Below are 11,874 nucleotides of genomic sequence, written 5' to 3'. Positions count from 1 at the left end.
GGACCCTGAATGAGCCACCGTCTCTCGTCGATCCTGGGGCTTTCCCTGGCAGCCCTCGCCCTCACCCCTTATGGGGCAAACGCTCAATCGGCCTCCGTTACGGGCACCTGGGCCAACGACCATGGCTCGGTGCTGGTCATCCAGTCGATCGGCCCGGATGGCAAAGTCACCGGCACCTACTCCAACAACGCGGCGGGCTACAAATGTGCCGGCGTCGCGTTTCCTTTGGTCGGCTGGATGGACGGCCAGCGCATTTCCTACACGGTGCTCTGGAAGAACGCGTCGGTCGACTGCAACTCGATCACGTCATGGACCGGCTACTTCAATCAAGGCCGCCTCGGCGTCGAATGGGTCGTGACCTTCGACGAGTACGGCGCCCCAACGGTCCGAACCGGTTCCGATTCCTATACGAAGCAGTAACGGCGACCTCGCAAAATAGTCAGTTGGACGCAGCGTGTCGGGCGACCACATAGAGGGCGTTCCCTCGGAGGACGCTCATGGCAAACGCTGGCCGACCCCATAGAAGGCACGTCGTGAAACTGAGCGCCGGTGTCGCTGCCGTGGCTCTGCTCGCAGGAGCTCTGCCCTGGCGCAGCCGGCCCGCGACCGCGGAAGCGGTCTTCAAGGTCTCGCACACCGATGCCGAGTGGAAAAAGCTCCTCACGCCGGCCCAGTACACCGTGCTCCGTCGCTCGAGTACCGAGCGGCCCTATTCGAGTCCGCTGAACGACGAGCATCGCAAGGGCACGTTCGCCTGCGCCGGCTGTCAGCTTCCCTTGTTCTCCTCGGCCACCAAGTTCGACAGCGGCACCGGCTGGCCCAGTTTCTGGGCGCCGCTCGACCATGCGGTCGGCACGGAGACAGACACCTCGCTCTTCATGAAGCGCGTCTCCGTCCATTGCGCCCAGTGCGGCGGCCATCTCGGCCATGTCTTCGACGACGGGCCGAAGCCGACCGGACTGCGCTACTGCATGAACGGCGTGGCAATGGTTTTCGCGGTAACCTCGGCCTGAGCAAGGAGCGATCCATGACCGATATTCGAAATAATCGAAGCCGACGTCGCATCCTCCGTCTTTCCGGCTTTGCCGTGCTGGGAGCGGCTTTTCTCACCTCGGCGCCGTCCTGGTCACAGGAGGCGATGGTCGTGGTGCCGCCTCCCGCGCTGGACGAGCGCAAGGCCGACGCCACGTCGGAGACAGCCGTGCTCGCGGGCGGCTGCTTCTGGGGCGTGCAGGCGGTCTACCAGCACACCAAGGGGGTGAGCCGTGCCGTCTCCGGCTACGCTGGCGGGCCGAAGGACAAGGCCGTCTACGAGATGGTGACGTCGGGCCGGACCGGCCATGCCGAGAGCGTCGAAGTGACGTTCGATCCGAGGGTCATCAGCTACGGTCAGATCCTGCAGATCTTCTTTTCCGTGGCGCACGATCCCACGCAGCTCAACCGCCAGGGCCCGGACGTCGGCACGCAGTATCGCTCGGCCCTGTTCTTCTCCGATCCCCAGCAGCGGCGTATTGCCGAGGCGTACATCGCCCAGCTCGAGCAGGCACATGTCTTCCCGAAGAAGATCGTGACGCAGCTGAACGAGGCCGCGCCGTTCTACGCGGCCGAGGCCTATCACCAGGACTACGCGACCCTGCACCCGGCCAACCCGTATATCGCCCGTTTCGATCTCCCCAAGATCGAGGGACTGAAGCGCCTCTTCCCCGCCTCGTGGCGAAGCGAGCCCGTGCTCCTGCGCGTGGCGGCCGCGAAATAACGCCGTCACTCTCGCCGGCGTTCATGCTGTCGACTCTGTTGGTGGGCTCTTTTTCCGCCGGCGCCTAGGCGCAAAGCGCCGGCGTCCGCTGCCCTGTCGCGCGGACGGAGTTCACCTGCCGGACACACACTGATGGGCCCCCAGCCTCGGCGCGGCAGCCAAGGAGATCTTCCTGGAGTGGACCGATCGCTCAAAGCTCAAGGTCTGCGAACTTGTGGCAGTGAAGCCCGCCAAGCCGTGAGGCGGGTCCAACCCATCTGGAGAGGATTGGCGTTCCCTACGGGATTCGAACCCGTGTCGCCGCCGTGAAAGGGCAGTGTCCTAGGCCTCTAGACGAAGGGAACGAAGCCGAAGAGCGGCTGCAATACCGGCTTGAACGGGGAAAATCAAGCGAGCACAGAGCCGGTCGCGCTAGCGGCGTCGTCGATTTGCAGACGAACCGTTTCGCGGCCGCCGAAGCGGTCGAGTCGGAGGGCCCCGGCCACGTGCAGCACGGGGCGCGCAGAATCGAGCAGAGCCGGTCCCAGCGCGCTCTGGCCGGCCCGGAAGGCGATGGCATCAACCCGGCCGCGCTCGGCGCCGACCAGGGTGCAGCGGACATGGCCCTCGCCCACCGGCTGGGCGTAACTCACCCTCACCCCTGTCAGGGCGAAGCGCGGCTGCGCATTGCCGGCCCCGAACGGTCCGGCACGCTCGATCATCTCGACCAGTTCCCGGGTGGCGGCAGCCGGCGCGAGGGCCGCGTCGATTCCCAGCTCGCGAACCGGCGGTGCGACACCGAGTTGCGGGCCGATCCGCTCGTCCAGGAAGCGCGTCAGCTCGGGCAGCGAGTCGCGCGCCACCGTCAGGCCGGCCGCCATGGCATGACCGCCGCCGTTGACCAGCAGCCCCGCCTGGCGCGCCGCGATGACCGCCGCGCCGAGATCGACGCCGCGGACCGAGCGGCCCGACCCCTTGCCGATGGCGCCGTCCATACCGATCACGAAGACCGGCCGGCCGTACCGTTCGACCAGGCGGCTGGCCACGATGCCGATCACGCCGACATGCCAGCCCTCGCTCTCGACCAGAAGCGCCGACGGCAGGTCCTTGGCGCTCGGCCCGTAAAGTCCCTCGATCCGCGTGATCGCCTGGTCCAGCACGTCGCGCTCGATGGCGCGGCGCTCGGCGTTGAACTCGTCGAGCCGCACTGCCAGCGCGCCGACCTCATGCGGATCGTCGCTGGAGAGCAGACGCGCGCCGAGATCGGCCTGGCCGACCCGGCCGCCGGCATTGACCCGCGGCCCCAGCAGGAAGCCCAGATGGTAGGCCTCGGGCGCCTCCTTCATGCGGGCCACGTCGGCCAGGGCCGACAGCCCGGCATTGCCGCGCTTCGACATCACCTGGAGGCCGGCTTTGACCAGCGCACGGTTGATGCCCAGCAGCGGGACGACGTCGCACACGGTGCCCAGGGCTACGAGATCGAGCCATTGCCGCAAGTCGGGTTCGGGCCGCGACGTGCCGTACCAGCCCGCCCCGCGCAGCGCGCGATTGACGCCGACACACAGGAGAAAGGCGACCCCCACCGCGGCGAGGTGCTTATGCGGGCTTTCGTCGTCGAGGCGGTTGGGATCGACCACGGCCACCGCGTCCGGCAGCGCGATCTCCGCCATATGGTGGTCGATCACGATGAGGTCGAGCCCGACGCGCCGGGCTTCACTCAGCGGCTCGAAGGCGGTGATGCCGCAATCGACCGTGACGACCACGGAGGCGCCCTCCTCCCTGATCTTCAGCAGCGCCGGCGCGTTGGGACCGTAGCCTTCCTTGCGGCGGTCCGGGATGTAGACGCCGATATTGCCGCCGACGGCCCGGAAGAAGCGCAGCAGAAGCGCCGACGAGGTGGCGCCATCGACGTCATAGTCGCCGAACACGACGATGCGCTCGCCAGTCTGCACGGCGCGCACCAGACGCTCGACAGCGGCGTCCATGTCCTTGAGATGCGACGGGTCCGGCAGGAACCTGCGCAAGGTCGGCTCGAGAAAATCAGCGACCGAATCGAGGCCGACTTCCCGCGCCGCCAGCAGCCGGCAGATGGCATCGGGCAGGCCATGGCGCTGGGCAATGGCCAGCGCCTGGCGCTCGTCACCGAGCCGCGTGGCCCAGCGCTTTCCCGTCAGCGAGTGCTCGACGCCCAGAAAGGCCGGGCGCTCGATTCTTGATGAGTCGGACATGCGGCCACCCTAGCCCAAAGCGCGGCAGAAGCGCGCCAGGACGTCGGCCGACGGAGCGGGGCTTACGCCCAGCTCGGCAGGCCGTTCTTCACCGAGAAATTGTGATGCGCAGAGACCCAGCGCACCGTGCCGGTCTTGGAACGCATGACGATCGAATGCGTCTCGGCGCCGTTGTGGAAGCGACGCACGCCCTTCAGCATCGACCCCGAGGTGACGCCCGTGGCCGCGAACATCACGTCGCCCTTGGCCATGTCGGTCATCGAGTATTTGCGGTTGAGGTCGGTGATGCCCCACTTCTTGGCGCGGGCCTTCTCGTCGTCGTTGCGGAACAGCAGCCGGCCCTGGATCTGGCCGCCGATGGCGCGCAGGGCCGCCGCCGCCAGCACGCCTTCCGGCGCGCCGCCCGAGCCCATGTAGATGTCGATGCCGGAATCGCCGGTCGAGGTGGCGATCACGCCAGAGACATCGCCGTCGCCGATCAGCATGATGCGGGCGCCGGCGGCGCGCACCTTGGCGATGAGGTCGGAGTGGCGCGGCCGGTCGAGAATGCAGACGACGAGGTCGTTGACATCGACCTTCTTGGCCTTTGCCAGGTCCTTCAGGTTTTCTGACACGCTCTTGTCGAGATCGACGATACCCTCGGGCAAGCCACCGCCGACGGCGATCTTGTCCATGTAGACGTCGGGCGCGTTGAGGAAGCCGCCATGCTCGGCCATCGCCATGACGGCGAGCGAATTGGGGAGCCCCTTGGCGGTGATCGTCGTGCCCTCGAGCGGATCGAGGGCGATGTCGATCTTCGGACCGCCGCCCATGCCGACCTTCTCGCCGATGTAGAGCATGGGCGCCTCGTCGCGCTCGCCCTCACCGATCACCACGGTGCCCTCGATGGCCAGCGAATTGAGCGTGGTCCGCATGGCATCCACGGCAGCCTGGTCGGCCATCTTCTCGTCGCCGCGTCCCATCAGCTTGGAAGCCGCGAGGGCCGCCGCCTCCGTCACCCGCACCGCTTCCAGCGCGAGGTTGCGGTCCATCTTCCCGGTCTGCTCTTTCGTGTCGGCCATGATTCCCTCCGCGGCGCCTCCCGGCGCCCTCTAGAACTTCTCGATCCTGATTACGCAAGGCTCCTCGGCGACAGCACCGAGCTTCGCGATGCGCGCCAGGGCGCGCCGCATCGCAGCCTCTTCGGTCTCGTGTGTGGTCAGCACCACCGGCACCTCGCCCGACTCCGAACGGCCGCGCTGCAGCATCGATTCGAGAGAGATCCGTTCCTTGGCAAGCGCGCCGGACACGGCGGCAATCACGCCCGGCCGGTCCTGCACCATCAGGCGCATGTAATAAGCGCCGACATGACGATCGATGGGCGATGCCTTCTTGATCGCAAGCCGGTCGGCCGGCACGACGAAAGCCGGCATGTGCCGCCCGCGCGCCACGTCGACGAGGTCGGCCACAACGGCGGAAGCGGTCGGCCCCTGCCCGGCGCCCCGGCCCTGGAACATCGTCGTGCCGACGAAATCGCCCTCGACCACGACGGCGTTGAACACGCCCTCGATGTGGGCGATCGGGGTGTCGAGCGCGACCATGCAGGGATGCACGCGCTGTTCGATCCCATGGCGCGTCTCGCGCGCGAGCCCCAGCAGCTTGATGCGGTAGCCGAGTTCCTGGGCGAACTCGATGTCCATCGAGGTCACGTGCCGGATGCCCTCGACATGCACACCCGCGAAGTCGACGCGCGTGCCGAACGCCGCGCCGGTCAACACGGCGAGCTTGTGGGCTGCATCGATGCCGTCGACGTCGAAGGTGGGATCGGCCTCGGCGTAACCCGCGGCCTGCGCCTCGGCCAGCACGACATCGAAGTCGCGGCCGGTCTCGCGCATGGTCGTCAGGATGTAGTTGCAGGTGCCGTTGAGGATGCCATAGAGCCGCTTCACCCGGTTGCCGACCAGGCCCTCGCGCAAGGCCTTGATGATCGGAATGCCACCGGCCACCGCCGCCTCGAAAGCGAGGATGGATTGCTTCTTCTCGGCCGCCGCGGCGAGTTCCGCGCCGTGCATCGCCAGCAGCGCCTTGTTGGCGGTGACGACGTGCTTGCCCGAGGCCAGTGCCTTGTGCACCAGCCGGCGCGCCACGCCGCCCGAGCCACCGATGAGCTCGACCACGACGTCGATGTCGGGTGCGGTCGCGAGCGCCATCGGATCCTTCTCCCAGCGCAGGCCGGTGAGATCGATGTCACGCTTCTTCGCCTTGCTGCGCGCGCTGACGGCGACGATCTTGAGCGGACGTCCGCCACGCAACGCGAGAAGCCGGCCGTGCTCGGCCAGCAGCTTCACCACGCCTGCACCCACGGTGCCAAGCCCGGCGATGCCGATCCTGAGAGGAGATTTCATGGGCGCCTGATACGACAGGATAAGGTCAGGCGCGAGCCTTGATCGGTGTGATGTTGTCCCCAACACCGCGCAGATACAGGTCGATGGACCGGCCCGGGTCGGCCAGCACCTGCCTGATGTTGCGAACGGCCTGGCGGATTCGGTGCTTGTTCTCGACGAGCGCGATGCGGACATGCGCATCGCCATGCTCGCCGAAGCCGATGCCGGGCGACAGGGCCACGTTGGCCTGGGTCAGCAGCAGCTTGGAAAAGGCCAGGGAGCCCAGTTCGGCGAAGTCCTTGGGCAGCGGTGCCCAGGCGAACATGCTGGCCGACGGCGACGGCAGATCCCAGCCCGCGCCACGCAGGCCCTCGATCAGAACATCGCGGCGCTCCTTGTAGGTATTGCGCGCCTCTTCGATGCAGTCCTGCGGCCCGTTCAGGGCTGCCGTCGCGGCCACCTGGATCGGCGTGAAGGCGCCGTAGTCCAGGTAGGACTTGATGCGGGTCAGCGCCTGGATGAGCGTCTTGTTGCCGGCCGCGAAGCCCATGCGCCAGCCGGCCATCGAGTAGGTCTTGCTCATCGAGGTGAACTCGATGGCGATGTCGCGCGCGCCCGGAACCTGCAGGACCGACGGCGGCGGCACGCCGTCGAAGTAGATCTCGGCATAGGCGAGATCCGACAGGATCCAGATCCCCTGGCGTTTGCAGAAATCGACGATGGCCGCATAGAAATCGAGATCGACGACCTGTGCGGTCGGGTTCGACGGATAGTTCAGCACCAGCGCCAGCGGCTTGGGCACCGCATGCCGCACCGCGCGCTCGAGCGCCGGCAGGAACTCGTCGATCGAGGTCGAGCCCGGCACCGGAATGTGGCGGACCGAGCCGCCGGCGATGATGAAGCCGTAGGGATGGATCGGATAGCTGGGATTGGGCACCAGCACCGTGTCGCCGGGCGAGGTGATCGCCTGCGCGAGGTTGGCCAGACCCTCCTTCGATCCCAGGGTCACGATCACTTCCGTCTCGGGATCGAGATCGACCCCGAACCGGCGCGCATAATAGGCAGCCTGTGCCTTGCGCAGGCCCGGAATGCCACGCGAGGCAGAATAGCCATGGGCCCGCGGATTGGCCGCTGCCTCGGCGAGCTTGGCCACGATGTGCGGAGCGGTCGGCAGGTCGGGATTGCCCATGCCGAGATCGATGACGTCCTGACCGGCGCCGCGAGCTCGCGCCTTCATCGCGTTCACTTCCGCGAACACGTAGGGCGGCAGGCGCTTCAGCCGGTGAAATTCGGAGTCATCCATGTCGTTCTTCCTTGGGCACCTAGGAGGCGATGATACCGTCGGCGCGTCGGTGGGCGGTATTTGTCAGATAAATCGGCTCGCCACCACTCGGTGGCGCTTCCGCCTTGTTGGGGTCAGCCGGCGGCGTCGGTGCGGCCGGCGGTGTCCAGTCGGGCGGTGGCGTGAAGGCCTTGTTGGGATCCGCGGGAGCAGCCGGTGCGCTCGGGACCGGAGCCGTCGCGGGCGCTGCCGGTGGCGCCACGGAGTCCGGCGCGGCGGACGGGGGCGGACCGGAAGGCGGCGCGATGGGCGCTGCGGTCACGGGGCCCGGCGGCGAGGCCGGGGCGGAGACCGGCGGTTGATCGGACGTGATCGTCCCGGCACCGACCGGCGGCGCACCGACAGGAGCGGCCACCGGAGTCGGGCCCTGCGGGGTCTCCTTGTCCTTGGCGTCCTTGTCGGCGGCTTCGCGCTCGAGCCGCTCCTCGCGGGCCTTGCGGTCGCGCTCCGCCTGATCCTTCTCCATCGCCTCCTTTTGGGCCTTCTGTCCGCCCTTCCCGGCGACGATCGAGCCGATCGGGGGGGCGGCGCGCTCCTCGACGAGGACGCCCGCATCGTGTTGCTGGTTGGCCGGTGCCGGCGGAATGGCGGCCGAAGGCTGCACGTTTACTTCGACGCCGGGGCGCGGCGGCGGCCCGATGGGCGTGGAGCCACTGATCCAGTCGCAACCGGCCAGCAAGGCGAGCGCGGACACGCCAAGCAGGCCGAGCCAACGACCGCTGCCGTTCGTGTCCTGGTGTCGCTGCATCGTCATCACCTGCTGTGTACGCTTGACCCGATTTCCGCCTGTGTAGCGGAGACCGAGAGGAAATTTGACCCGTCAGTTGTCGCAGCCTACCTATGAGAGCCAGGTAGCGGTCGGGGTCGGTACTAGCTATGGTACCGGCGCCGTGAATTTACCGCAAGAAACGCCAAAAAGGCAATGATTCGGAAGGGGAAAAGCATGTCCGATACGCCCGCCCCCACAGCTCTCGGCGGCCTTTCTGCGGAGGAATCGGAGAAGCTCCAGGAGGCCTTCAAGGAAATCGCCACGCGCAGCCAGAAGCTGCTGCAGGAGTTTTCCCAGCGCTATCAGGGTGATGGGCAGCAGCCGACCGACCCGCTCCACCTCACCCAGACCTTCATGGATTTCACGGCCAAGATGCTGGCCGACCCGAACCGCCTGGTTCAGGCCCAGGTCGAGTTGTGGCAGCAGTACATGAAGCTGTGGCAGGTCACGGCCCAGCGCATGATGGGCCAGACGGTCGAGCCGGTGGCCGAGCCTGCCCGCGGCGACAAGCGCTTCAACGACCCGGCCTGGAAGGACGAGGTCGTCTTCGACTACCTCAAGCAGTCCTACCTGCTGACGGCGCGCTGGCTTCAGGGAACGATCAAGCAGGTCGAGGGGGTCGACGACAAGACGGCCCGCAAGGTCGACTTTTACACGCGCCAGTTCATCGACGCGGTCTCGCCCTCGAACTTCGCGATGACCAATCCCCAGGTGGTGAAGGCCACCGTGGAGTCCAAGGGAGAGAACCTCCTCAAGGGTCTCCAGAACCTCCTGGCCGACCTCGAGCGCGGCAAGGGCAACCTCCTCATCCGCCAGACCGACATGGATGCCTTCAAGGTCGGCGGCAACGTCGCCACCTCGCCCGGCAAGGTCGTCTACCAGAACGACATCATGCAGCTCATCCAGTACGCGCCGTCGACCGACGAGGTCTACGAAGTGCCGTTGCTGATCGTGCCGCCCTGGATCAACAAGTTCTACATCCTCGACCTCAAGCCCGAGAACTCGTTCATCAAGTGGGCCACCGAGCAGGGTTACACCGTGTTCGTGGTTTCCTGGGTCAATCCCGACGAGCGCCTCGCGAAGATGGTGTTCGAGGACTACATGAAGCTCGGCCCGCTGGCGGCCCTGGACGCCATCGAGAAGGCGACGGGGCAGCGCAAGGCGTCGGCGATCGGCTACTGCATCGGCGGCACGCTGATGGCCGCGACGCTTGCCTACATGGCCGCACGCGGCGACGACCGGATCGTGGCCTGCACTTTCTTCACGGCGCAGGTCGACTTCAGCGAGCCGGGCGAACTGGGCGTGTTCATCGACGAGGATCAGCTCGCGAGCGTCGAGGAGATGATGAGCAAGAAGGGCTATCTCGAGGGCAGCGAGATGGCGACGACCTTCAACATGCTGCGCGCCAACGACCTCATCTGGTCGTTCGTCGTGAACAACTACCTGATGGGCAAGGATCCCTTCCCCTTCGACCTGCTGTACTGGAATGCCGACGCCACGCGCATGCCGGCGGCGATGCACAGCTACTATCTGCGCAACATGTATCAGAAGAACCTGCTCAGCCAGCCGGGCGGCATCGTCCTCGACAACGTGCCGATCGACCTGCGCAAGATCAGCATTCCGGTCTACATCCAGGCCGGCAAGGAAGACCACATCGCGCCGTCGCGTTCGGTCTACAAGGCGACGCAAATCTACAGCGGCCCCGTGCGCTTCATGCTGGCCGGGTCAGGACACATTGCGGGCGTCGTCAATCCGCCGCGCAACAAGAAATACCAGCACTGGCTGAACGAGACCGACAGGAACCCGCCGACCCTGTCGGAATGGCAGGCCGGCGCCAAGGAATTCCCCGGATCGTGGTGGCACGACTGGGACAAGTGGCTGTCTGCCCTGTCCGGTCCAAAGGTCCCCGCGCGCGCGCCCGGCACCGCCGCGCTCCCGGCGATCGAGGACGCGCCTGGCAGCTACGTGAAGGTGCGGTCCGGTACCTAACGCGTCCAGTCCGGCCCGGGGATACCCATCTTCTTGTCGCGAAGAAGTTTTTCGATTAGGGCAATCCCCGTCTCGTAGTCGCCCTTGTCGCAATCACTGCGCGCGCCGATGCGGATCATGTTCCGGGCCCCGTCGGTCGATCCCTCGCCGCGGCTCTGACCGTAGTAGTCGAAGTACTTGATGAGCTGATCGCAGCGCGCCTTGCTGGGAGGAACCTGCGCAAATGCGACAGGCGCGGCAATTGCCGCGGCGACGAGCAGGAGGAAGATCGACGGGACGAGAAGTGAGTGCATGTGCAACGAACGCCCGGGATCGCGTCGAGTTGCGGAACGCGCGCTCCTGACGCGCCCTACTCTGCCGCTTTGGGACGCTCGCCCCTGTAGGCCTGTCCGAGCCGGACATACGCAGCCGCAGACCGGCGGAAGGACTCGATATCCTTTTCGGTGATGTCCCTCATCTTCACGGCAGGGTTGCCGGCCCAGAGTTCTCCCCTCCGGACGATCTTGCGCGGTGTCACCACGGCACCGGCCGCAACCATCGCGCCGGTCTCGACCACCGCCTCGTCGAGCACGGTGGAATGCATGCCGATGAAGGCATCGTCCTGCACCTCGCAGGCATGCAGCAGCGCCAGGTGCCCCACCGTGACGTTGCGGCCCACCACCGTGCCGACGCCGCGCGCGGCGATGTGGATCACCGTGCCGTCCTGGATATTGGAGTTCTCGCCGATCCTGATGCCCGGCCCGTCGCCGCGCAGAACGGCACCGAACCAGATGCTGCAATTGGCGGCGATCTCGACCTCACCGATCAATGTTGCGTTCGGCGCGATGAAGGCCGTGCTGTGGACCTGCGGCACGAAGCCGTTGAAGGGCACGATGAGACCGGACATCGGATCGCAACTCCACGAGACCAAGGGCCACAAAAACGAAGGGCGCCCTGAGGCGCCCTTCGAAGATATCGGAAACGCGAGTCTAGCGCTTCGAGAACTGGAAGCGGCGACGCGCACCGGCGCGGCCGTACTTCTTGCGCTCGACCACGCGGCTGTCGCGGGTGAGGAAGCCGGCAGCCTTGATGCCGCCGCGCAGGCCGGGCTCGAACTTGGTGAGCGCCTGCGAGATGCCGTGACGCACGGCACCCGCCTGGCCCGACAGACCGCCGCCCGAAACCGTGGCGACGACGTCGAACTGGCCATTGCGCTGGGACACGTCGAACGGCTGCTGGATCATCATGCGCTGCGTCGGACGCGCGAAGTAGATCGTCTGGTCGCGGCCGTTGATGGTGATCTTGCCGGTGCCCGGCTTGACCCAGACACGGGCGACCGCGTTCTTGCGGCGGCCGGTGGCATAGGCACGACCCTGCGCGTCGATTTCCTTCTCGCGCGGAGCGCCCGGCGCCTGGTCGACCGTCGGGGCCTTCTTCAGTTCGGCAAACGATGAAAGTTCGGTAGCCAT

At 66.7% G+C, this 11,874-nt stretch carries 12 protein-coding genes and 1 tRNA gene; 4 read left to right on the top strand and 9 right to left on the bottom strand.

Translation table 11 applies throughout. From position 1 onward, the window contains the following. Window positions 1-9: 9 nt before the first annotated feature. The 3 genes from ACP15H_RS08640 to msrA all read left to right on the top strand — a co-directional run bounded on the left by ACP15H_RS08640 (window position 10) and on the right by msrA (window position 1,756). The gene (locus tag ACP15H_RS08640) at window positions 10-420 is read left to right on the top strand and encodes an avidin/streptavidin family protein (RefSeq protein ID WP_425065792.1); all 411 of its coding nucleotides are present in this window, start codon (window positions 10-12) and stop codon (window positions 418-420) included. 77 nt (window positions 421-497) lie between these two features. Next, window positions 498-1,013 (top strand): peptide-methionine (R)-S-oxide reductase MsrB, encoded by a 516-nt coding sequence (gene msrB, locus ACP15H_RS08635; protein ID WP_425065791.1) that lies wholly within the window; start codon window positions 498-500, stop codon window positions 1,011-1,013. Between the two features lie 14 nt (window positions 1,014-1,027). Next, a complete protein-coding gene (gene msrA / locus ACP15H_RS08630) occupies window positions 1,028-1,756 on the top strand; it encodes a peptide-methionine (S)-S-oxide reductase MsrA (protein WP_425065790.1) in 729 nt (242 codons plus the stop codon). Window positions 1,757-2,024: 268 nt separating this feature from the next. Here the strand turns inward: msrA and ACP15H_RS08625 are convergent. From ACP15H_RS08625 to ACP15H_RS08600, 6 genes are all read right to left on the bottom strand, one after another. Next, a tRNA-Glu gene (locus tag ACP15H_RS08625) sits at window positions 2,025-2,100 on the bottom strand. Between the two features lie 42 nt (window positions 2,101-2,142). After that, entirely contained in the window at window positions 2,143-3,963 is a 1,821-nt protein-coding gene (recJ, locus tag ACP15H_RS08620; RefSeq protein ID WP_425065789.1) for a single-stranded-DNA-specific exonuclease RecJ, read from the bottom strand. Window positions 3,964-4,025: 62 nt separating this feature from the next. Beyond that, the gene (gene glpX / locus ACP15H_RS08615; protein ID WP_425065788.1) at window positions 4,026-5,024 is read right to left on the bottom strand and encodes a class II fructose-bisphosphatase; all 999 of its coding nucleotides are present in this window, start codon (window positions 5,022-5,024) and stop codon (window positions 4,026-4,028) included. A 30-nt stretch (window positions 5,025-5,054) separates the two neighbouring features. Further along, the gene (locus ACP15H_RS08610) at window positions 5,055-6,347 is read right to left on the bottom strand and encodes a homoserine dehydrogenase (RefSeq protein ID WP_425065787.1); all 1,293 of its coding nucleotides are present in this window, start codon (window positions 6,345-6,347) and stop codon (window positions 5,055-5,057) included. 25 nt (window positions 6,348-6,372) lie between these two features. Next, a complete protein-coding gene (locus tag ACP15H_RS08605) occupies window positions 6,373-7,629 on the bottom strand; it encodes an LL-diaminopimelate aminotransferase (RefSeq protein ID WP_425065786.1) in 1,257 nt (418 codons plus the stop codon). Between the two features lie 19 nt (window positions 7,630-7,648). Beyond that, window positions 7,649-8,416, bottom strand: a complete 768-nt coding sequence (locus ACP15H_RS08600; protein ID WP_425065785.1) for a hypothetical protein — start codon at window positions 8,414-8,416, stop codon at window positions 7,649-7,651. A 195-nt stretch (window positions 8,417-8,611) separates the two neighbouring features. On the opposite strand from ACP15H_RS08600, the gene ACP15H_RS08595 reads away from it, so the two are divergent. Next, window positions 8,612-10,426, top strand: a complete 1,815-nt coding sequence (locus tag ACP15H_RS08595; protein ID WP_425065784.1) for a PHA/PHB synthase family protein — start codon at window positions 8,612-8,614, stop codon at window positions 10,424-10,426. On the opposite strand, the gene ACP15H_RS08590 is transcribed toward ACP15H_RS08595, so the two are convergent. From ACP15H_RS08590 to rpsI, 3 genes are all read right to left on the bottom strand, one after another. Further along, on the bottom strand, window positions 10,423-10,719 hold the full coding sequence (locus ACP15H_RS08590; RefSeq protein ID WP_425065783.1) for a hypothetical protein: 297 nt from the start codon (window positions 10,717-10,719) through the stop codon (window positions 10,423-10,425). The genes ACP15H_RS08595 and ACP15H_RS08590 overlap by 4 nt on opposite strands. A 56-nt stretch (window positions 10,720-10,775) precedes the next feature. Then, the gene (locus tag ACP15H_RS08585; RefSeq protein ID WP_425065782.1) at window positions 10,776-11,312 is read right to left on the bottom strand and encodes a gamma carbonic anhydrase family protein; all 537 of its coding nucleotides are present in this window, start codon (window positions 11,310-11,312) and stop codon (window positions 10,776-10,778) included. Window positions 11,313-11,394: 82 nt separating this feature from the next. Beyond that, window positions 11,395-11,874, bottom strand: a complete 480-nt coding sequence (gene rpsI, locus ACP15H_RS08580) for a 30S ribosomal protein S9 (RefSeq protein WP_425065781.1) — start codon at window positions 11,872-11,874, stop codon at window positions 11,395-11,397.

It is taken from the genome of Reyranella sp. (assembly GCF_965249915.1).
Taxonomy (GTDB): domain Bacteria; phylum Pseudomonadota; class Alphaproteobacteria; order Reyranellales; family Reyranellaceae; genus Reyranella.
The sequence above is the reverse complement of the archived record's forward strand: the minus strand, read 5'-3'. Positions and strand labels throughout refer to the sequence as shown.

Excerpts from the sequence above, each read along its gene's own strand:
- ACP15H_RS08595 (WP_425065784.1), top strand. The coding sequence starts at position 8,612 with ATGTCCGATACGCCCGCCCCCACAGCTCTCGGCGGCCTTTCTGCGGAG.
- msrA (WP_425065790.1), top strand. The coding sequence starts at position 1,028 with ATGACCGATATTCGAAATAATCGAAGCCGACGTCGCATCCTCCGTCTT.
- glpX (WP_425065788.1), bottom strand. The coding sequence starts at position 5,024 with ATGGCCGACACGAAAGAGCAGACCGGGAAGATGGACCGCAACCTCGCG.
- recJ (WP_425065789.1), bottom strand. The coding sequence starts at position 3,963 with ATGTCCGACTCATCAAGAATCGAGCGCCCGGCCTTTCTGGGCGTCGAG.
- ACP15H_RS08585 (WP_425065782.1), bottom strand. The coding sequence starts at position 11,312 with ATGTCCGGTCTCATCGTGCCCTTCAACGGCTTCGTGCCGCAGGTCCAC.
- ACP15H_RS08600 (WP_425065785.1), bottom strand. The coding sequence starts at position 8,416 with ATGCAGCGACACCAGGACACGAACGGCAGCGGTCGTTGGCTCGGCCTG.
- ACP15H_RS08590 (WP_425065783.1), bottom strand. The coding sequence starts at position 10,719 with ATGCACTCACTTCTCGTCCCGTCGATCTTCCTCCTGCTCGTCGCCGCG.
- rpsI (WP_425065781.1), bottom strand. The coding sequence starts at position 11,874 with ATGGCTACCGAACTTTCATCGTTTGCCGAACTGAAGAAGGCCCCGACG.
- ACP15H_RS08605 (WP_425065786.1), bottom strand. The coding sequence starts at position 7,629 with ATGGATGACTCCGAATTTCACCGGCTGAAGCGCCTGCCGCCCTACGTG.
- msrB (WP_425065791.1), top strand. The coding sequence starts at position 498 with ATGGCAAACGCTGGCCGACCCCATAGAAGGCACGTCGTGAAACTGAGC.
- ACP15H_RS08640 (WP_425065792.1), top strand. The coding sequence starts at position 10 with ATGAGCCACCGTCTCTCGTCGATCCTGGGGCTTTCCCTGGCAGCCCTC.
- ACP15H_RS08610 (WP_425065787.1), bottom strand. The coding sequence starts at position 6,347 with ATGAAATCTCCTCTCAGGATCGGCATCGCCGGGCTTGGCACCGTGGGT.